This window comes from Streptomyces sp. NPDC048516, assembly GCF_043199875.1.
Classification (GTDB): domain Bacteria; phylum Actinomycetota; class Actinomycetes; order Streptomycetales; family Streptomycetaceae; genus Streptomyces.
Map to the genome: position 1 here is coordinate 211,969 of NZ_JBICWS010000007.1, position 19,840 is coordinate 231,808.

Here is a 19,840-nt window from a genome sequence, read left to right on the forward strand (position 1 = left end):
CGGCCAGTCACCTGTCTCCGGCACCTCTTTCCCCGCTGGGCGCTGTTCTTTCCGCTCCTTCCACCGGCTGTTCCACGGTTTGCCCTCCGGTGGGGCACGGGCCGGGGAACGAGGCGGGGAGCGGGTCGCCGGCGGGGTGCCTGTTGATCCAGGACAGTCCGCCGATGTCGAGGAGCGAGCGGGCACGGGTCACGGCGACGTAGGCCAGGCGCGCCTCGTCCAGGTCGACCGGGCCGGGCAGCGGGGTCCCGTCCTCGTCGGGTTCGTCGAGGTCGTCGGGCCCCGTGAAATCGTCCGCGATGCGCACGCTTTCCCACTCCCGGCCCTTGGCCCGGTGCGCCGTGGACACCGTCACCTCGGCGGAGTCCTCGGGTGAGAGCTGGTCCAGGGCGTGGAGCAGCGCCTCCGTGCCGTGCTCGTCGACGAGCTCCGCCAAGGGGAGCAGGTCCCGCCCGGCCGGGTCGGACTCCGCGTACTCGCGCAGTTCGGCCCAGGTCTCGAAAAGCATCAGCTCGGGGTGGCCGGTGCGGCGGCCGGCCTCGAGGTCGTACGCGGCGCGGGCGAGAGCGCCGAGTGCTTGGCCGCCGCCGGCGAGGGCGACCCGGCGGTTCGCCTCCAGTTGTCCTATGACCTCCGCCATCGCTCCCACATTTGTCCGGCAAAGAATCGCCTCTGGCTCGGAGACCCTGCGTAACTCCGTCTCCCGGCAGGGCGATCCGGTGAGCCGGATCGGGGCGCCGACGATGGTGAGCCAGCGATTGGCCTCGGCCGCAAGCGCCGGACCGAAGCGGAACGACCGGGAGAGACTGAGCTGTCTGCCGTCGAACCCGGTCATGACGTCGCGGGCGCCGCGCCAGCCGTAGATGGCCTGGGCGGAGTCTCCGACCAGCACCAGTTGAGCGTGGTCGCGCTGGGCCGTGAAGACCTGCTCGACCACGGGGCTGGTGTCCTGTGCCTCGTCCAGGAGCAGGAAGTCCGCCGGGATGACGGGCTCGCGCAGCGCCCACATTTTGAGGTAATGGTCGTGCTCGAAGCGGACGACGCCGTGGTTTGGATGCTGCAGGTCGGCCCAGGCCTTGCGCGCGTAGGGCAGGACGAGAGCGGCGAGTTGTGCGTGCAGCGGCGCGGATTCGGCTCCGCGCAGGGGCGGGACGTGATGGGGCGCGATCTCCTGGTCGGCCGACCGGCAGAAACGGGTGACGGTGCGCAGGGCCGTGTAGGAGAGCGCCTTGTGGGTCACCTTGCGTGTGCCGAGGGGGAGGGTCATGTCTTCGTCGATGCCCAGGGCGGCGCCCGTGCGCCATCCTGCGCGCCGGGGGGCGTTCATGCGTGCCTGGTAGCGCTTGCCCACGGCGGTGTAGGCGAGGGAGTGGGCGGTCGTGCAGGACACTTCGGCGGGGAATGTCCGCGCGGCATGGCGCGTGACCGCTCGGTTGAAGGCGAGGTACCGGCCTGATCGGCCCTGCCGCCGCGCGGTGCGGGCGAGCATCGCCAGGGTGGTCGTCTTGCCGGTCCCGGCGCCGGCCTGGATCACCAGATGCGCGCCGGTCACAAAGGCCTCCGCCGCGGCGGATTGTTCGGGGGTGGGGAGGTGCATGCCGGGCTCCTCGTCGTCGCCAATTGATTACTGAGAGTGATGATGTCGCTCACCGTAGCGGATTTCGGGCCGGGGGCGAGAGGGATTCCCGCGGCCTGTGGATAACTCCCGGCCTGCGCGCGAAAGGCCTGGTCGGGACGGATTGTCAGTGCTGTCTGCTTCCATCGGTCAGGAAGCGCAGGGACCGCGGCGGAAGGGGGCGGCAGGCAGTGTCATCTCTCGATCGGCTCCTGCGACGTGCGGCGAGCAGCGCGCGCGGACGAGAGGTGTGCCGGTGCGGTCATGGCGCGTGGCAGGGGCCTCGGTGCCCGGCGCTCCGAGGGAGGTGTGATCCCTGGGGAGGGAAGCGGAAGACGTGCTGCGTGCGACCGTAGACTCGCAGGTCGGAGGCGCAGGATCGGGCCGTTCGCGGCAGGTTCTGCGGATGCCGCGGCCGGGGTGGAGGATCCACGCGGTGCACGATCGAGCAGTGGACGACCGGGCCGTGGATCGCCGAGCAGTGCACGACCGGGCCGTGGATCGCCGAGCAGTGCACGACCGGGCCGTGGATCGCCGAGCAGTGCACGACCGGGCCGTGGATCACCGAGCAGTGCACGACCGCGCCGTGAGTGATCGAGCAGCGCACGACCGCGCAGCGAACGACCGAGCAGTGAGGAATGGGATGACCAGGCGGTGGGAGGCGGCGGGGGAGTCCCGGCCGTTGCGCGACCTGCCCACGGCCGGGTCCGGAGGCTTGGGGGAGGGCGGGGAAACCGGGGCTGTGCAGGCTCGCTGCGCCGCGGTCTTCCTGCCCGCCCGGCCCGGCCGGCCCCCGCGCGCCGGAAAGGTCGCTCTGTGGCGGCCCGACGGCGGCCCCCTCCCGGACGTCGGCACCGGGGAGGACGGCGAGGCCGCGCCCGGCAGCGACGGGACCGCCGGGCCGGGGCAGCTGACGATCGCCCGCCGCCATGGAAACGGCGCCCGCAGCCGCACGGTCCCCGCCGTGCTGCTTCCCCTGGCCGAGGCCGTCCCCCTGCTGGTCCGTGCCCGGCACGACCCGGCCGCCCACCCGGCCGCCGCCTGCTGGGGCGCGGCCACCCTGCATGCGCTGCATCTCGCCGCCCGCGGCAGGCTGCTCCCCGGGCTGACCGCCGAGGACACCGACGCCTGGCGCGCCGGGCCGCTGGACCCCGACGACATCGCGCACCTCCGGGCCGTCGCCGCCGCCATGCCCGCCGAGGCCCACGCCGTACCGATCGCCGGCAGCCGCCCGCTCCAGGTGTACGACCCGGCGGCCCTGGTACGGCTCTTCGTGGACGCGGTCGCCGACACACTGCCGCGGACCCCCGCCGCCCGGCTGGTCGCCGGAGCCCCGTTCGCCGCGAGCGCGCCCCAGCACCTTCCCGGCGCCCGGGACTGGGCCGCCGAGGTCGCGGCCGGCGTCGATGCCGGGGTGCGCCTCTCCCTGCGCCTCGATCTCGCCGCGCACAAGCTCTTCGACCGGGGGGAGGAGAGCGGGGAGGGCGGAGCCGAAGTGCGCAGTGCGGCGGCCGCCGTCCTCCAGGTGCACAGCCTCACCGACCCCACCCTGGTGACGGACGCCCGCGGACTGTGGGACGGCGAAGAGCCCGCCTCCTTCGGGCCGCGCTCCCGTGTCGACACCCTGCTCGCCCTGCGGCGCGCCGCCCGTGTCTGGCCCCCGCTCACCCGCCTCCTGGAGCAGCCGGTTCCCGACGTACTGGCGCTCAGCGAGGACGAGTTGTACGCACTGCTGGGAGAAGCCGCGCCACGCCTGGGCGCCGCGGGGGTGGCCGTCCACTGGCCCAGGGAACTGGCCCGCGGCCTGACCGCGACGGCGGTGCTGCGCCCGGCACCGGGCTCCGCCGCGGACGGCTTCGGCTTCTTCGACACCCGTGAACTCCTGCAGTTCCGCTGGCAGGTGGCGATGGACGGGGTGCCGTTGAGCGAGGCGGAGATGGATGCCCTCGCCGAGGCGCATCGCCCCGTCGTCCGGCTGCGTGACCAGTGGGTTCTGGTCGACCCCGGGCTCGTCCGCAAGGCCCGCAAACGCGAACTGGGCTACCTGGACCCGGTCGAGGCCCTTGCCGCGACGCTCAACGGCACCGCGGAGGTGGACGGCGAAGAAGTCGACGTGGTGCCCGAGGGCGCCCTCGCCGCGCTGCGCGGCCGTCTCACCGCCGAGGCACGGCCCCTGCCCCAGCCGCCCGGGCTGCGGGCGACCCTCCGTGACTACCAACTACGGGGCACGGCCTGGCTCGACACCATGACCTCCCTCGGTCTCGGCGGCTGCCTCGCCGACGACATGGGACTGGGCAAGACCCTCACCGTCATCGCGCTCCATCTGCACCGCCGGCCCGGCGCACCGGTCCTGGTCGTCTGCCCGGCCTCCCTGCTCGGCAACTGGCAGCGCGAGATCGAACGCTTCGCCCCCGGTATCCCCGTACGCCGCTTCCACGGCGCCGGCCGCAGTCTCGACGGCCTGGCGGGCGGCTTCGTGCTGACGACCTACGGGACGATGCGCAGCAGCGCCCCCCAACTGGCCGGACACGCGTGGGCCTGGATCGTCGCCGACGAGGCCCAGCATGTGAAGAATCCGCGCTCCTCGACGGCCAGGGCGCTGCGCAGCATCGAGGCCCCCGCCCGGATCGCCCTCACCGGCACGCCCGTGGAGAACAACCTCTCCGAGCTGTGGGCTCTCCTCGACTGGACGACGCCCGGGCTTCTGGGCTCCCTCAAGACCTTCCGTGCGCTGCACGCCCGGGAGGTCGAGGGCGGCGAGGACGCGCGGGCGGCCGAGCGGCTGGCAAGGCTGGTGCGCCCGTTCATCCTGCGCCGTAAGAAGTCCGATCCGGGCATCGTCCCCGAACTGCTGCCCAAGACCGAGACGGACCACCCGGTGGCGCTGGGGCGCGAACAGGCCGCGCTGTACCGGGCCGTCGTCCGCGAGACCCTTTCCCGGATCGAGTCCGCCGAGGGCATCGCCCGCCGCGGCCTGGTGATGAAGCTGCTCACCGCCCTCAAGCAGATCTGCAACCACCCGGCGCAGTACCTCAAGGAGGCCGCGCCCGGTCTCGCCGCCCGCTCCGGGAAGCTCGAACTCCTCGACGAACTCCTGGACACCATCCTCGCCGAGGGCGGCGCCACCCTGGTCTTCACCCAGTACGTCGGCATGGCCCGGCTGCTCGAACGCCATCTGACCCACCGGGGCATCCCGGTGCAGTTCCTGCACGGCGGCACCCCCGTCGCCGAACGGGAGAAGCTGGTCGACCGCTTCCAGTCGGGTCACGCCCCGGTCTTCCTGCTGTCCCTGAAGGCGGCGGGCACCGGCCTGAATCTGACCCGCGCGGGACACGTGATCCACTACGACCGCTGGTGGAATCCGGCGGTGGAGGAGCAGGCCACCGACCGGGCGTACCGCATCGGCCAGACCCGGCCCGTCCAGGTCCACCGGCTGATCGCCGAGGGCACGGTCGAGGACAACATCGCCCAACTCCTGAGCGCCAAAAGGGCACTGGCCGACGCCGTGCTCTCCGGTGGCGAGAGTGCGCTCACCGAACTGTCCGACGCCGAACTGGCCGACCTCGTCTCCCTCAGGAGGCCCGGATGACCCCCCGACCCGCCTCCGGGCGCGCCGCCGCCGCGGACCGGCTGGCCCGCGCGGACCGCTCGCGCACCTTCCCGCCCCTGCCGGCCCGGACCGGAGCCCGCGGGCTGTTCGCCGAGTCCTGGTGGGGCAGCGCATGGCTGGACGCGCTGGAGACCACCGCCCTCGACAGCGCCCGGCTCGCCCGCGGCCGGACTTACGCCCGCGACGGCCACGTCGACACCATCAACGTCACCCCGGGCCGCATCGTCGCCACCGTACGCGGCAGCAGACCCCGCCCCTACAGCGCGGAAATCCGCCTTGAACCCCTCACCGACCAGGAGTGGGACGGACTTCTGGACGCCATCGCGGCGGAGCCCGGACAGCTCACCGCCCTGCTGGCCAAGAAACTGCCCCAAGCCCTGGCCGAGGACGGGGCGGGCCTCCTCCCGGGGCCGGGCGACCTCGTCCCCCGGTGCTCCTGCCCCGACCACGGCAGGCCCTGCAAGCACGCCGCCGCGCTCTGCTTCCAGGTCGCCCGCCTCCTGGACGCCGACCCGTTCGTCCTGCTGCTGATGCGCGGCCGCGGTGAACGCGAACTCCTCGACGCGCTCTCCCGCCGCAACGCCGCCCTCACCGCCCGCGAGGCCCGTGCCCACCCACCCGCGGCCACCCAGCCGGCCTCGCACCGCCCCGCACCCGAAAGCGGAACCCCTCACCCCGTCACCGCACCGGGGGCCGCGGCGGCTGCCGGCGGGCCCGGGGAGCCCGCGGCAGCGGCCGGGCCGCAGGCTCTCCCCGGTGTCCTCGCCAGGGCGGCGCTCGCCGACCGCCCCCGCCCGCCGCTCCCTCCACCGCTGCCGGCCCCACCCCGCCCCGGCCGGCCGCCCGCCCTGCCGGATGCCGACCACCTCCCCTTCGACCCCGCGGCCCTCGAATTCCTGGCAGCCGACGCCGCGGCCCGTGCCCATGCCTGCGTGTCCGCCGCCGGATCCGCGTGCCCCGGCGACGGAAGGGCCTCCGGGGACGGGCGGCGCCCCGGCGATGGGCGGCGCCCCAGCGACGGGCGGCACCCCGCCGGCGGACAGCCGCCCGTCCACAGCCCCTTCCCTGCGCTGCCCGTATGGGAGGACGCCGTCCGCCTGGCGGCCACCGCCCACCCCACCGCCGGCCTGACGTCCGCCACCCGGGCCCTCTACCGCGACCTCGCCGCGGCAACCGGCCGGTCGACCACGGACGTGGCCCGCTCGGTCGCCGCCTGGCGGCAGGGCGGCCGCGAAGGCCTCGCCCTCCTCGAAGCCGCCTGGAACCCGCCGGCCGGCGACTTCGACCGGGCCCGCAGCGCCCTGCTCGCCGCGGATCTCCCCGCCCTGCGCCCGCGCCACAACCACCTCACCGACGCGGAGCGCGGCATCCAGCTCCGTTTCGGCCACGACCACCGCTGGTATCCGTACGAATCCGAGCCCGGCACCGAGGACTGGTGGCCCACCGGCCCCGCGGACCCCGACCCCGTGGGCGCCCTCACCACCCTGCTCGCGCGATGACTAACCTCGACGCCGTGGAAGGTCTCGACGCTGTCACCCGATCCCTCGCCCGGCGCACCCCCGAGCAGCTCGCCGCGCTCCTCAGCCGGCACGCCGAACCGCTCGCCCGCCGGCCCGCCCCCACCGAACTCCGCGGCCTGGCCCAGGCGTTGTGGTCCTACGAAACCCTTCACCACCTGGTGCTGCACCTCGACCACCCCCGGCTCCAGGTGCTCGCCGCCACCGCCCGCATCAGCCAGGAGCGGGCCGGGCGCGACGCCCCAGGCCCCGCCGCCCCGGCCCCGGGCGCCGACTACCAGTCCCTGATGGCCCACCGGCTGTCCTTCGCGCATCTGGCCAGCGCACCCGTCCCGCCCGAGGACGTCCTCGCCGCGCTCGGGGCCGCCTCACCCGGACCAGCGCGCACCGCCGCCGAATCCGCACTGCGCCACCTCTGCGAGGACGGACTCGCCGCGCCGACCGAGGACGGCACGATCGTCGTGCCGCCGCGCGCCCCGCAGCTCCTGGCCGCCCACGACCTCGGCCCGTTCCTCGCGCACGCCCCGCAGCCCCCGCCGGACGACACCGCCGCTCCCGGGGCGCCCGCCGCAACCGTCCCCCCGACCTCGCCGCACGACGAATCCCGGGCCTCCGTGGCGACCCTCGCCGCCACCGCCGACCGTCTGCTGGCCGCCCTGGCGACGCAGCCCGCCGCGCTGCGCAAGTCGGGCGGGCTGGCCGTACGGGAGATCAAGCGGCTGGCCAAGGCGGCCGGGGCCACCGAACCGCACGCCCGCCTCCTCCTCGACCTCGCGCTGGCAGCCGGCCTGATCGCGCTGACCCGTAGCCCGTCCGGCATCACCGCACTGCCCACCGGCGCCTACGACGACTGGCTCGCCCGCCCGCCCGGCGCCCGCCTCGCCCCGCTCCTGGCCGCCTGGTCGGGGCTGTGGGACATCCCCACCCATACCCCGGCCGGCGAGACCCCGACCGCACTGGTCCGTGGCCACGACCGGCACGCCCCCGCCCTCCGGCACGCGCTCCTCGCCGCCCTGGCCGCAGCCCCCCTCGGCGGGGGGAATCCTCTTCCGCCACTGCCGTTCACGGAGCCCCCACAGCAGGAGGCGGGTACCCGCACCCCGTGGGAGGACCTGCTCGGGGCCGCGGACTGGCACCGCCCCCTCGCCGTCACCCGCCGGCCGATGGCCGGGGAACGCGCCGCCCACACCCTCCACGAGGCCGCCTGTCTGGGGCTGGTCGCCCACGGTACCCTCACCCCCCTCGGCCGGTCGCTGCTCGCCGACCCGAGCTCCCTGGACGAGCCGCTGGGCGATCTGCTCCCGCCGCTCCTCGAACAGGCCCACTTCCAGGCCGACCTGACCGCTGTCGTGCCCGGCCGCCCCGCCGCCGCGCTCCAGGCACTGCTCGCCGCCGCGGCCGACCGGGAATCCGAAGGCCACGCCGTGACCTGGCGCTTCACCCCCCGCTCCGTACGCCGTGCGCTGGACGCCGGCCACTGCGCCGAAACCCTCCTCGACGACCTCGCCCGCGCCTCGGCGACCGGCACCCTGCCGCAACCGCTCGGCTACCTCGTCCAGGACGCCGCCCGCTCCCATGGCCGGATGCGTGTCCTGCCCGCCGCCTGCTGCATCCGCTCCGACGACGAGGCCCTGGTCGAAGAGCTTGCCGCGCACCGTGCCCTGCGTGACCTCGGGCTGCGGGCCATCGCCCCGACCGTCCTGGTCAGCGGCCGGCCGCCGGCCGCCACCCTGGACGCCCTGCGCGCCGCGGGCTATGCGCCGACCCTGGAATCCGACACCGGCACCACGACCGTCGAACGCCTCCCCGCCCACCGGGCCAAGGCCCCCGCCCCTCCCCGCACTTCCCACGCACCGCTCGCCCTCGCCCACCGTCTCCTGGGACTGCCGGCACCCTCCCGGGAGGCCACCGCGACCGGGGGCACCTGACCCGTTGCCGGGACGGCGCCGAGGGCTGTCCCGGCAACGGGCGGGGCGCCGCATACGCAGTGGCGGTCTCAGCCGTCGGTCGGCCTCAGCCGTCGGCCGGTTTCCGCCGGCCGGCCCCGCCGATGCGGCGCAGTGCGGTCGGCCCGAAGCCGAGGCGCGGGAGGCGTCTGGGGGTGGGCTGTGAGCCGTGGGGCAGGGGCGGCGGCGAGGGCTGTCCCGGAGCGGGCGGCACGGCGGAGAGCGTGGCCGCGGGCGTCGCCGCGACGGCGGAGGCGGCACCGGCCGCTGCCGGGGGAAGCGGGGCGGCGGACGACGCGGGGCCGGCCGGGGCCTGCCGGGGAGGCGGGAGCGCCTGCGGTGAGGCCGGTCCGCCCGCCGCACCGCTTGCCGCCGGCCCGGTCCGTGCCGCATTCCGGAGCAGGCCGAGTACGGCGGAGGGGCGCAGGACCGGGGCCGCCGGAGCGAAGGGTGTGACGGCATCGAGGTAGGCGCGGCTGACGGCGGACCGGCCGGCGGCGGGGGAGGGGAGCACCGTGCCGGTGGCCAGCGACCACGGTGCCCGGGCCAGGCGGCCGAGGCTCCGCTGCACCTTCCGGGCAAGCGCCGGCTCGTCGATCCCGTGCCGCCTCAGTGCCCCGCGCAGCACCGCGGCACCATGGGCGGCGAGCGCCAGGCCCTGACCGCAGTCGGGGGCCAGCGAGACCACGGCACCGCCGAGCGCGATGAATCCCGTCGGCCAGGACGGCAGTTGTTCATAACGCCGCCACCGGCTGGTGGTGTCGCGGGACAGTCGCACCTCGCTCAGCGGCTCGGCGTCCGCGATGAGGTCACCGATGACGCCGGTACCCGTGCGGCGCGCGAACGGCACGAACCGGCGCGCGTGTTCGCAGGGCCGGTCGTCCCCGGTGCCGGTGAGCGTGACCAGCCAGCGCCCGCCCTCGATGGGGACCAGTGTCGCGGTCTTGCCGGGAACCGGGCGCCGTGGCGCGGCAGCGCCGGCGGACGGCGTGGTGAACGCCGAACGGGTGGTGAGCACCGGGCAGTTCTCCATGCCGTCGGGGGCACGGAAAATACGGGTCGCCGAGACGATGCCGCAGTCCGCCAGGTCCTCGTGCGCGGTGGGCAGTCCCAGCGAGGCCAGCCGCTCCCGGGAGGTGGAGTGCCGGCCGGTGGCGTCGACGACGAGGTCGGCATCCAGACGGTACGTGGCGCCGGTGGTGGTGTCCCGCACACGCACGCCGGTGATGTGTTCCGCGGTGCCAATGAGCCCGGCCGCTTCGGTTCCGTCGAGGACGCTCACTCCCGTCAGGGCCGGCACCTGTTGGCGGATGACCCGGTCGAGGAGATCGCGGGAGCAGGCGATCAGATGCTCCGCGCGTGCCCGTCGGCCTAACCGGCCCGCCGGGTGCCGGTCCGTGAACTTCGCCGGCTTCGGCATCCTGCGGGCGCCCTCGGCCAGCCAGCGTTCGACGCTGCCGGGCAGCAGGGCATCGATCAGCCGTGCGCCGTCCGCCGTCAGCAGATGGGCGTGCCGGGCCCGCGGAAGGTCGGTGGGCCCGGCGGGGGTCCGCGGCAGCCGGTCGCGCTCGACGACGATGACGTCGGCGTGTTCGGACAGCGCCGCGGCGGCGAGCATGCCCGTGAAGCCGCCGCCCAGCACCACGGCGAGGTAGGGGTGGTGGAACTGGAGCCCGTTGCTGCTCGTCGTGCTCGATCCGTTCATGGGCAGTCCCTTTCTCGGCGGCGGAGCACGGTTTCCCTGCGAGTGCGTGCCACGTCCAGAAAGGGCGGTGCCGCATGCGGTCGGGAACGCCGGCGCGCGGCGGCGATGACGGCGTCGGTGACGGCGGTGAACGAAGCCGTCAACGAGAACGGCAGGGACGCGGATGCGGTCCGCAGCATGCGCAGAGGTACCGGTGGAAGCGGTTGCGCGCGTTGTGGGTCCCGGCAGGCCGACGCGTACGCCGGCCTGCCGCCCCCCGATTTCCCCATCATGATTCCCCCTCAGGCCGTGCCTGCGTCGCCCCGCGCACCGCCACGTCCTCCTGTGCCACCCGCCCGTATCACCGGGTGGGGCGGGCGAGCACAACTGCCTCGTCACATGAGCTCTGCCCCGGGGGACGCAGCCGTCACATCCGGTCAACGGCGGACACCCTTCCGGATCGTAGGCGGCGGCGATCACATCCGACAGCCGGGTTTGAGAGAGGGGCGCGTGGTGGCCACCCCGGAGATACCGATGGGTAGATCTGCAGCAAAACGGTGCAATGGGCGGAAACCGCTGCGGCGCTTTCTCGCAACGCGAGAAAGACGGGCCGGAATATCTCGTGAGGGGAGGGACGGCGGCACGCGAAGTCCCGCAGGGTTGGCGGGAAATGATCGGGTACCGACGGACAGATGGCCGGCCTGCCTACCCTGTGCGGGCACCGCACTGGAGAACCCGAGGGAGAGTCGTGCGCGCGATTGTGATGCGAGAATTCGGCGGCCCGGACGTGCTGCGGCTCGAGGAGGTTCCCGAGCCCGCGCCCCGCGCCGGCCACTCGCTGGTCGAGGTGTCCCTGGCCGGCATCAACTACGCCGATGTGCACGTACGGGGGGACTCCTATCTCGCGCCCGTCGAGCTGCCGTACGTACCCGGGAACGAGGTCGTGGGGACGGCGGACGGCGGACGCCGCGTCGTCGGGCTGTGCCGCGGTGGCGGATACGCGGAGCGGACACTGTTGCACCGCCGCGTGACCTGGGACGTCCCCGACGCCATCAGCGACGAGCAGGCCGTTGCGCTGGCGCTGCAGGGCAACAGCGCCTGGCATCTGCTGTTCACCTCGCTGCGCCTGACCGAGGGCGAGACCGTCGTCGTACCGGCCGCCGCGGGCGGCGTCGGTTCGCTGGCCGTCCAGCTCGCCGCGCACGCCGGAGCCAGGGTCATCGGCCTCGCGGGCTCTGCGGAAAAGCGCAAACTGGCCGAGGAACTGGGCGCCCACGCAGTGGTCGACTCGACCGCCGAGGACCTGACCGAGCGCATCCTGGACGCGGCCGGCGGACCGGTCGCGGCGGCGCTGGAGATGACCGGCGGGGCCACCTTCGAGCGGACCCTCGCCGCCGTCGCACCGCGCGGCCGCCTCGCCGTCTACGGGTACGCCGGCGGCGACCTGGCGAGCGTGCCCACCCGGGAGCTGATGGAGCGGAGCATCACCGTCTCCGGCTTCTGGCTGCCGCAGCTCTACGCGGACCGTACGGCCCTGCCGACGTCCATGCGGGCGCTGTTCGACGCGGTCACCGACGGCACCCTCAAGCCGCTGACCGGCACCGCTTACGCGCTCGGTGAGGCGGCACGGGCGCACCACGATCTGGCCGCACGCACCCCGACCGGAAAGCTGGCCCTCGACGTCGCCCGGTAATTCCGTTAGCCCGGGGTGCCGGACGGGCACCACGCCTGCGGGAGCGGGCCCCGGGAACGGCCGCCGGGAGGCGCGGCCGGCGGGGGCGGCGGCCCGCAGCGCACCTGCCGTGCGCCTTCGGGCGCCTACCACTGCCAGGGGAGAGAGCACACGATGGGCAACAGCACCGCAGCCACGGGCGGTTCGGCCTCGGCCGCCGCACCCGCCACCGGCACGGCGCCGCGTTCCGCGGGCCACGCCAAGAAGGCGCGCCAGGCGGCCAAGGGCACGTCGTCCACGGGCTCCCGGGGGTCGGGATCCGGCCATGCCGAGCGGGTCTTCCTCGTCCAGACGGCCTTCGCCGAGCTGGGCGGATCCGCCCACGGCCCGGGGGAGATCGCGGAGTTCACCGGCCTGGACGACTCCGTCGTCTACCGCATCCTGCAGTCCGGCATCTACCAGCGCATCTTCGAACGGGTGGACCGCGGCCTCTACCGGCTGCGCACCTCGGCGGCCCAGCTGGCCTTCACCGCGCTCGACCACCGCCTCGACGGTGCGGCCTCCCAGACGGTGCTGAGTGAACTGCGGGCGGCCACCGACGACGGGCTGGCGTTCCTCTACATGGTGGCGCCGTTCTCCGGCGCGCAACGGCAGTGCGTCGACATGGCCGTTGGCGACTCCGACCTCGCGGAGCTGGGGATGACCCCGCGCGATGTGCTGTCCGTGACGCGTTCGCTGCGCACCGGTGCCTCCGGGCGGACGATCCTCGCCTACCTGCCGGAGGTGCTGCAGCAGCGGGTGCTGGCCGAGCCCGTCCCCGACCAGGCGGGACCCGGTGTCTACCGGGACAACGAGGCGCTGGCGGAGTCCCTGGCCGAGGTGCGCGACCTCGGACACGCCCTCGGGTACGAGGAGTGCATGGCCGGCTGGAACTCCTGCGCGGCGCCGATCATGTGGGACGGCTCCATCATGGGAGCGGTGCTGCTTCTCAAGCTCAAGTCCGTGATGCCGGTGGCCCCCGGCGGCGTCATCGAGGCGACGAAGGAGGCGGCGGCCGAACTGAGCCGCCACGGAGCCGCCCGGCCGTCCGCGGACCAGGCCTGAGCCGCGGCGCCGTGCGACGTCCCGCGCCGGGCTGCCGGGCACAATGGCGGGGTGCGGCTCGAAGCGATCACCTGGGAACGGCTCACCGACGCGCTCGCCGAGCGCATCGCCACGATGCCGGCGAAGGACGGGAGCCCCTGGCTGCGGGTGGCCCTCGACGGGGCGCCCGCCGCCGCGCCGGGCGAGCTGGCCGGGCGGCTCGCCGAGGCGCTGCGGATCCGGGGGCGGGCGGTGCACAAGGCCGGCACCTTCGGCTTTCTGCGCCCCGCCTCGCTGCGGCTGGAGTACGGCCGCGAGGACCCCGACGCCTACCACGACGAGTGGTTCGACCGGCAGGCCCTGTGGCGTGAGGTGTTCCAGCCGCTGGACGCGGGCGGCACCGGGCGGGTGCTGCCGGATCTGTGGGACCCCGTGGCGGACCGGGCGACGCGCAGCGCGTACGTGGAGCTGCCGCCCGGCGGCGTCCTGCTGCTGCACGGCCCTCTGCTGCTCGGCCACTGGTTCCCCTTCGATCTCTCCGTGCATCTGAAGCTGTCACCGGCCGCGCTCGCCCGCCGCACTCCGCAGGACGCGCGCTGGACCCTGCCCGCGTTTGCGCGCTACGAGGCCGAGACCCGGCCCGAGGAGGCGGCGGACGTGGTCGTACGGGCCGATGATCCCCGCCGTCCGGCCTGGAGCGGACCGCTCTGAGGGCCCGGCCCGGCCTGCGTCCCCCGCCCCCACGGCCGTCCTTTCCCCGTGGAAGAAACCGTGGGAGAAACCCTACGGCCGACCACTGACAACCGAGCCGGACGACTGGGCGCGGACCGCTGATCACCGCGCCGGCGGCGGCGGTTAGCGTGAGTCCGTGACCACTTCATTCAATGCATCCGACGAGTCCACCGTGCTGCCCGGCAGCCAGGGGCCCACCGCGACCGTGGAGGCCCGCCCGCGGTCCGTCGGCACCGTGACGACGACCTATGCGCCCGACCCCGACGGCGACCCGGACCCCGGCGAGATCGTATGGACCTGGGTGCCCTACGAGGAGAACGACGGCCGGGGCAAGGACCGCCCCGTGCTGGTCGTCGCCCGCGAGACCGGCGGAACGCTGCTGGCCGTGCAGCTGTCCAGCAAGCGGCACCAGAACGACCGGGAGTGGGTCCCCCTCGGGGCCGGTCCCTGGGACCGCGCGGGGCGCGACTCGTGGGTGGCCGTGGACCGGGTGCTGCGGGTGCACCCGGCCGGGATGCGACGCGAGGCCTGCGCGCTGGACCGGGGCCGCTTCAACCTGGTCGTCAACCGGCTGCGCGAGCGCTACGGCTGGCGCTGACGGCGGGACTCCCGGGCCCCGGAGTTCCGGCGTGCCGAAGCTCCGGGGCGCCGGACTGACGCGTTGTGGAACTCAGGCGTCGGCCAGGGCCAGGAGCTTGGTGACGGTGTTCCAGTTCCGGGCCGTCGCCGTCACCCCGAGCCGGGCGCGGCTCACCACGTCGGCGAGCTTGGAGCGGCCGATGCCGCCGGGGCACCACAAATACAGTTCGCGTCCGGTCAGCCGGTACTGATCGGGCGCGAACGCGGCCGCGTCGAGCGCATCCAGCCGGGACGTGTCGGCCGGCACCGCCGACAGAAACGTGACATGCAGGCTCTTGGGATCCGCTACGGCCTGCGGAAACGGATTCGCGGCGACGGCGGCGGCCAGCTCGTCGCCGGTCCGGACGACGACCGGCACCGTCAGGCCGAGTTCGGCGGTGATCCGGTCGTGGATCACCCGGGCCGTCTCCTGCGGTGGGGTACCGGGGTCGGCGAAGACGATATTGCCGGTCTGCAGGAGCACCGAGACCTCGCGGAGGCCCAGGGACTCGGCCAGCGCCAGCTGCTTCGCCTTGGGGAAGGAGTTGTGGCCGCCGACATTGATGCCGCGGAGCAGAGCGATCTGACGGGACATGGGACTGCCCTTCGTAGGAGCCGGCCTCGGCGAGGGCGGACGACGGTCACGATCAGAAGAGCGGAGCGGGCAGCACCCCTTCGAGGGCCAGCAGCAGACGCTTGGTCTCCAGCCCACCGCCGAAGCCGCCGATGCCGCCGTCACTGGCGACGACGCGATGACAGGGGACGACGACCGGAAGCGGATTGGCGCCCATCGCGGCGCCCACCGCGCGGGCGGCGCCCGGTTCCCCGACCCGGTCGGCGAGGTCCTGATAGCCGACGACGCCGCCATAGGGGACCCCGGCGGCCAGGGCCTGCAGCACCCGGGCGGCGAAGCCGGCGGCGAGCGACCAGTCCAGGGGGACGGTGAAGGACCGCAGCTCTCCGGTGAAATAGGCGGTGAGCTCGGCCGCGGCCGTCGCCGGATGAGGGACCGAGGCCGTCGGCGCCCCGCCGAAGAACTGCTCCAGACGGGTCAGCTCCCGGCGGGCCGTTGGCCCGTCGGCATGGAAGACGACGCGGACCAGGCCCTCCCGGGTCGCGGCGAGCAGCAGCGGGCCGATCGGGGTCTCCAGCCGCGTCCAGGCCCAGTCGCGCCGGGCTGCCGCCCCTGCCGCTGCCCCCGCCGCTGGCGCTGCCTCCGGTGTGGCGTCCGGCGGCTCCTCCGGACGCGCAATCTGCTCGGAATCCGTCACCTGACCAGGGTAGGACGCACCACTGACAATGCGGCGGGGAACGGACCGGCTGCCGTCACCGGGGCCCGCTCCCCGCCGGCTCCGGCTCAGTCGTCGTCGCCCCCGACCGCGTCGCGCACCACGTCGGGCTTGTTGGTGATGATGCCGTCGACGCCCAGCCCGGCGACCTTGACCGCGGTTGCCGCGTCGTCGACGGTCCAGGTGTACAGGTCCAGCGGCCGGCGGTGCGGGCCCTTCAGACCGTGCACGGCGGCGACGTACTCCGGGGTGACCGCCGTGTGGACGGGGTTGATCTGATCGCAGTACCTCGCGAACTTCGGGAGGTCGGCGACGGACGGGTTGCCGAGAAAGCCCGTCTTGAGGTCCGGCCGCAGGCGGTGCACGGTCTTGAGGGCGTCGGCGTTGAAGCTCTGGATGATCAGACGGCGCTTGACGTGCCCCTGGTCCAGCCAGCCCCCGCGGCGCAGCTCGGCGAGGGTCTGCCGCTCGATGCCGGGGTAGAGCTCCGGCGATTTCAGCTCCATCAGCAGACTCTGGTCGTTGTGCTCGACCTCGTCCATGTAGTCCTCGAGGGTCGGCACCCGCTCCCCGCGGAACTTCGGTCCGAACCAGCTGCCCGCGTCCAGTTTCTCGATCTCACGGAGCGTGAAGTCCGCCACGTTCCACGGGGAGCGGCCGGGAAAGACCTGCTCGACGTTGGTCGTCCGGGCGAGCGAGTTGTCATGGAGGATCACCAGCTCGCCGTCCTTGGTGCGCTGGACGTCGTTCTCCACCCACTCGAAACCGAGCCGGTCGGCCGCGTCGATCGAGGAGAGGGTGTTCTCGGGCGCGTACGTCGAGGCGCCGCGGTGAGCGATCGTCACCGGAGGGCGTCCGTCCGGTGCGGCCTGGGCGACGGTTGTGGAGAGGGCGAGCGCGGACAGACCCATGAGCGCACCGGCGGCAACGGTGGCGACGGGGCGAATACGCATACGGACTCCTCGTGACGTCGTGGACGTGAGCTGACGTGAAGTGACGTGAACCGGGTCGGACGGGCAGAGGCTCGCAGCTGTGCCGTAGCGGGAGGCGGTCGTGTGGTGGCCGGGCGCTGAACGGGGAGTGGCCGGTTTTCCGTCGCGGAGCGACACGCAGCTGCAGGATGCCCGGATTGGCCGTGCCACAGACGTACGCCCCGACGCCGTCCAACTTGCCGGAGCCTCGGCATCCGCGCATCTTGACCGATGATGCGTCACCCGTCGTGCGCCTGAACGGTTTTGGCCGGACACGTCGCGGGGTGGTCCGCCGCGCCGGGGCCGTGCGTGGGCGCGTCGCGCTCACGGGCCTGGACACCGGACCTGGACGCCGGGCCCGGGCCTCGCCCCCGGCCCCGGAGGGAAGGCGGGCCGCCTTCCCGCGTGTCCCGGGTGCCTCACGCGTCCCGCGCGTCTCCCGCGCGCGAGGGGCACGGCCGGCCCGGGTGTCCCGCGCTCCGGTGCGGCCCGCCGCCCGCCGCCCGCCGGCCCACCGGCCCGCCGTCCCGCCGCTGTGTGCCGCCCGTCGCTCGCGGCCGCCCCGCCGTCCGCCGTGCACCGCCCGTCGCCCGGAACCAGTCCTGCCACACACCCCGAAACCGCAGGTCAGTGCGCTGGGCGCCTCGATTGTCAGTGCCGAGTCGTACGGTGGATGCCATGCGGCCCGTATCAAACATCGAACGCACGGTGGCGCCCTTCGAGGTCGTCAGCCCCTACCAGCCCAACGGCGACCAGCCCGCGGCCATCGCCGAACTCGACCGGCGTATCCGCGGGGGTGAAAAGGACGTCGTCCTGCTCGGTGCAACCGGTACCGGCAAGTCGGCGACCACCGCGTGGATGATCGAGAAGCTGCAGCGCCCGACGCTCGTCATGGCGCCCAACAAGACCCTCGCGGCCCAGCTCGCCAACGAATTCCGCGAGCTGCTGCCGAACAACGCCGTCGAATACTTCGTCTCCTACTACGACTACTACCAGCCCGAGGCGTACGTCCCGCAGTCCGATACGTACATCGAGAAGGACTCCTCCATCAACGAGGAGGTCGAACGGCTGCGGCACTCCGCGACGAATTCGCTGCTCACCCGGCGTGATGTCGTCGTGGTCGCCTCGGTGTCCTGCATCTACGGCCTGGGTACGCCGCAGGAGTACGTCGACCGGATGGTGCCGCTGAAGGTCGGCGACGAATTCGACCGTGACGCGCTGCTGCGCCGTTTCGTCGACATCCAGTACACCCGCAACGACGTGGCCTTCACCCGTGGCACCTTCCGGGTGCGCGGCGACACCATCGAGATCTTCCCGGTGTACGAAGAGCTGGCCGTGCGGATCGAGATGTTCGGCGACGAGATCGAGGCGCTGTCCACCCTCCATCCGCTCACCGGCGAGGTCATCAGCGAGGACCGGGAGCTGTACATCTTCCCGGCCAGCCACTACATCGCGGGGCCGGAGCGGATGGAGCGGGCTATCGCCGGGATCGAGGCCGAGCTGGCGGACAGCCTCACCACGATGGAGAAGCAGGGCAAGATGCTGGAGGCCCAGCGGCTGCGGATGCGCACCACGTACGACATCGAGATGATGCGTCAGATCGGCTCCTGCTCGGGCATCGAGAACTACTCCATGCACATGGACGGCCGCGAGCCCGGTTCCGCGCCCAACACCCTCATCGACTACTTCCCCGACGACTTCCTGCTGGTCATCGACGAGTCGCATGTCACGGTCCCGCAGATCGGTGCCATGTACGAGGGCGATGCCTCGCGGAAGCGCACCCTCGTCGAGCACGGTTTCCGGCTGCCGTCCGCCATGGACAACCGGCCGCTGAAGTGGGAGGAGTTCCTGGGGCGCATCGGCCAGACCGTCTACCTGTCCGCGACCCCCGGGAAGTACGAGCTCTCCCGGGGCGACGGCTTCGTGGAGCAGATCATCCGCCCGACCGGTCTGGTCGACCCGGAAGTGGTGGTCAAGCCCACGGACGGGCAGATCGACGACCTGGTGCACGAGATCCGTACGCGCACGGAGAAGGACGAGCGCATCCTGGTCACCACCCTCACCAAGAAGATGGCCGAGGACCTCACGGACTACTTCCTCGAGCTCGGTATCCAGGTCCGCTATCTGCACAGCGACGTGGACACCCTGCGCCGGGTGGAGCTGCTGCGTGAGCTGCGATCGGGTGAGTACGACGTCCTGGTGGGCATCAACCTGCTGCGGGAGGGCCTTGACCTGCCCGAGGTCTCCCTGGTGGCCATCCTGGACGCCGACAAGGAGGGCTTCCTGCGGTCCGGTTCGGCGCTCATCCAGACCATCGGACGTGCGGCGCGGAACGTCTCCGGACAGGTGCACATGTACGCCGACAAGGTCACCCCGGCGATGGCGAAGGCCATCGACGAGACCAACCGCCGCCGGGAGAAGCAGCTGGCGTACAACAAGGAGAACGGCATCGACCCGCAGCCGCTCCGCAAGAAGATCGGCGACATCGTCGCCACTCTCGCCCGCGAGGAGATCGACACCCGCGAGCTGCTGGGCACGGGGTACCGCAAGGGCGGCGACGCCAAGGAGGCCCAGGGCAAGGCGCCGGTGCCGGCGCTCGGCGGGAAGGCCGCGAAGGGCAAGGGCGGCAAGGCAGGCGCGGAGCTGACGGACCGTCCCGCCGCCGAACTTGCCGCGCTCATCGAGGAGATGACGGAGCGGATGCGGGCCGCGGCGGCGGAGCTGCAGTTCGAGGTCGCCGCCAGGCTGCGCGACGAGGTGGGCGAACTGAAGAAGGAGCTGCGGCAAATGAGGGAGGCCGGGGTGAAGTGAGGGGGAACGGCGACGGCGGATCGGCACGAGCGATCGGCGCGGGCGGAGCGGCATGAGCTGCCGCGACAGGAGCTGAGCGGGGAGTACCGGGGCGGTGCGGGGTGTCCACCGTGGTTGCCTCCGCCCGCCCTGGTGCGGCATCGCCGCACGTGAGCGGGTGTCGGCCGGCGGCGCCCGGTGTGTTGCAGAAGCGCCACAAACGCGGGTCCGGCGCGCCCCCGGCCCGTCGTCGTGCGTAGGGTCGAGGGGCCGCCGGAAAGCGGGGCGGGGACAGTACAGAGAGGGGACGTCG

At 73.5% G+C, this 19,840-nt stretch carries 13 protein-coding genes; 8 read left to right on the plus strand and 5 right to left on the minus strand.

What is annotated here, in order from left to right:
• Nucleotides 1-7 precede the first annotated feature (7 nt).
• Entirely contained in the window at nt 8-1,597 is a 1,590-nt protein-coding gene (locus tag ACGFR7_RS16700; protein WP_393319053.1) for a UvrD-helicase domain-containing protein, read from the minus strand.
• A gap of 661 nt (nt 1,598-2,258) precedes the next feature.
• Here ACGFR7_RS16700 and ACGFR7_RS16705 point away from each other — a divergent pair.
• Genes ACGFR7_RS16705 through ACGFR7_RS16715 form a run of 3 tightly spaced genes read left to right on the plus strand, consistent with a single transcriptional unit; the run spans nt 2,259 to nt 8,670 of the window.
• Nucleotides 2,259-5,204, plus strand: coding sequence for a DEAD/DEAH box helicase (locus tag ACGFR7_RS16705; protein ID WP_393319056.1), 2,946 nt, complete (start codon nt 2,259-2,261; stop codon nt 5,202-5,204).
• The gene (locus ACGFR7_RS16710) at nt 5,201-6,724 is read left to right on the plus strand and encodes an SWIM zinc finger family protein (RefSeq protein WP_393319058.1); all 1,524 of its coding nucleotides are present in this window, start codon (nt 5,201-5,203) and stop codon (nt 6,722-6,724) included. Before ACGFR7_RS16705 ends, ACGFR7_RS16710 begins: the two co-directional genes overlap by 4 nt.
• Nucleotides 6,721-8,670, plus strand: coding sequence for a helicase-associated domain-containing protein (locus tag ACGFR7_RS16715; RefSeq protein WP_393319061.1), 1,950 nt, complete (start codon nt 6,721-6,723; stop codon nt 8,668-8,670). The genes ACGFR7_RS16710 and ACGFR7_RS16715 overlap by 4 nt, the downstream gene beginning before the upstream one ends.
• An 85-nt stretch (nt 8,671-8,755) precedes the next feature.
• Here the strand turns inward: ACGFR7_RS16715 and ACGFR7_RS16720 are convergent, their stop codons facing one another.
• Nucleotides 8,756-10,393: an FAD-dependent oxidoreductase gene (locus tag ACGFR7_RS16720; protein WP_393319064.1), complete on the minus strand. Its 1,638-nt coding sequence runs from the start codon at nt 10,391-10,393 to the stop codon at nt 8,756-8,758.
• Nucleotides 10,394-11,120: 727 nt separating this feature from the next.
• Between ACGFR7_RS16720 and ACGFR7_RS16725 the strand changes: the two genes are divergently transcribed.
• The 4 genes from ACGFR7_RS16725 (at nt 11,121) to ACGFR7_RS16740 (ending at nt 14,457) form a co-directional block, all read left to right on the plus strand.
• Entirely contained in the window at nt 11,121-12,065 is a 945-nt protein-coding gene (locus tag ACGFR7_RS16725; protein ID WP_393319067.1) for a zinc-binding alcohol dehydrogenase family protein, read from the plus strand.
• A 153-nt stretch (nt 12,066-12,218) separates the two neighbouring features.
• Nucleotides 12,219-13,148, plus strand: a complete 930-nt coding sequence (locus ACGFR7_RS16730) for an IclR family transcriptional regulator C-terminal domain-containing protein (protein ID WP_393319070.1) — start codon at nt 12,219-12,221, stop codon at nt 13,146-13,148.
• Nucleotides 13,149-13,199: 51 nt separating this feature from the next.
• Nucleotides 13,200-13,838, plus strand: a complete 639-nt coding sequence (locus ACGFR7_RS16735) for a uridine kinase (protein WP_393319073.1) — start codon at nt 13,200-13,202, stop codon at nt 13,836-13,838.
• 157 nt (nt 13,839-13,995) lie between these two features.
• Nucleotides 13,996-14,457, plus strand: a complete 462-nt coding sequence (locus ACGFR7_RS16740; RefSeq protein ID WP_393319076.1) for a type II toxin-antitoxin system PemK/MazF family toxin — start codon at nt 13,996-13,998, stop codon at nt 14,455-14,457.
• A gap of 72 nt (nt 14,458-14,529) precedes the next feature.
• On the opposite strand, the gene ACGFR7_RS16745 is transcribed toward ACGFR7_RS16740, so the two are convergent.
• The 3 genes from ACGFR7_RS16745 to ACGFR7_RS16755 form a co-directional block, all read right to left on the minus strand.
• Nucleotides 14,530-15,072, minus strand: a complete 543-nt coding sequence (locus tag ACGFR7_RS16745) for a DUF1697 domain-containing protein (protein WP_393319078.1) — start codon at nt 15,070-15,072, stop codon at nt 14,530-14,532.
• 52 nt (nt 15,073-15,124) lie between these two features.
• Nucleotides 15,125-15,748 (minus strand): methylated-DNA--[protein]-cysteine S-methyltransferase, encoded by a 624-nt coding sequence (locus ACGFR7_RS16750; protein WP_393319081.1) that lies wholly within the window; start codon nt 15,746-15,748, stop codon nt 15,125-15,127.
• A gap of 86 nt (nt 15,749-15,834) precedes the next feature.
• The gene (locus ACGFR7_RS16755; protein ID WP_393319083.1) at nt 15,835-16,719 is read right to left on the minus strand and encodes a glycerophosphodiester phosphodiesterase; all 885 of its coding nucleotides are present in this window, start codon (nt 16,717-16,719) and stop codon (nt 15,835-15,837) included.
• 696 nt (nt 16,720-17,415) lie between these two features.
• On the opposite strand from ACGFR7_RS16755, the gene uvrB reads away from it, so the two are divergent.
• Nucleotides 17,416-19,548 carry an excinuclease ABC subunit UvrB gene (uvrB, locus tag ACGFR7_RS16760; protein WP_393319086.1) on the plus strand — a complete coding sequence of 711 codons (2,133 nt, stop codon included), beginning with the start codon at nt 17,416-17,418 and terminating at the stop codon, nt 19,546-19,548.
• Nucleotides 19,549-19,840 lie beyond the last annotated feature (292 nt).

Excerpts from the sequence above, each read along its gene's own strand:
- ACGFR7_RS16700 (WP_393319053.1), bottom strand. The coding sequence starts at position 1,597 with ATGCACCTCCCCACCCCCGAACAATCCGCCGCGGCGGAGGCCTTTGTG.
- ACGFR7_RS16705 (WP_393319056.1), top strand. The coding sequence starts at position 2,259 with ATGACCAGGCGGTGGGAGGCGGCGGGGGAGTCCCGGCCGTTGCGCGAC.
- ACGFR7_RS16710 (WP_393319058.1), top strand. The coding sequence starts at position 5,201 with ATGACCCCCCGACCCGCCTCCGGGCGCGCCGCCGCCGCGGACCGGCTG.
- ACGFR7_RS16715 (WP_393319061.1), top strand. The coding sequence starts at position 6,721 with ATGACTAACCTCGACGCCGTGGAAGGTCTCGACGCTGTCACCCGATCC.
- ACGFR7_RS16720 (WP_393319064.1), bottom strand. The coding sequence starts at position 10,393 with ATGAACGGATCGAGCACGACGAGCAGCAACGGGCTCCAGTTCCACCAC.
- ACGFR7_RS16730 (WP_393319070.1), top strand. The coding sequence starts at position 12,219 with ATGGGCAACAGCACCGCAGCCACGGGCGGTTCGGCCTCGGCCGCCGCA.
- ACGFR7_RS16745 (WP_393319078.1), bottom strand. The coding sequence starts at position 15,072 with ATGTCCCGTCAGATCGCTCTGCTCCGCGGCATCAATGTCGGCGGCCAC.
- ACGFR7_RS16755 (WP_393319083.1), bottom strand. The coding sequence starts at position 16,719 with ATGCGTATTCGCCCCGTCGCCACCGTTGCCGCCGGTGCGCTCATGGGT.
- uvrB (WP_393319086.1), top strand. The coding sequence starts at position 17,416 with ATGCGGCCCGTATCAAACATCGAACGCACGGTGGCGCCCTTCGAGGTC.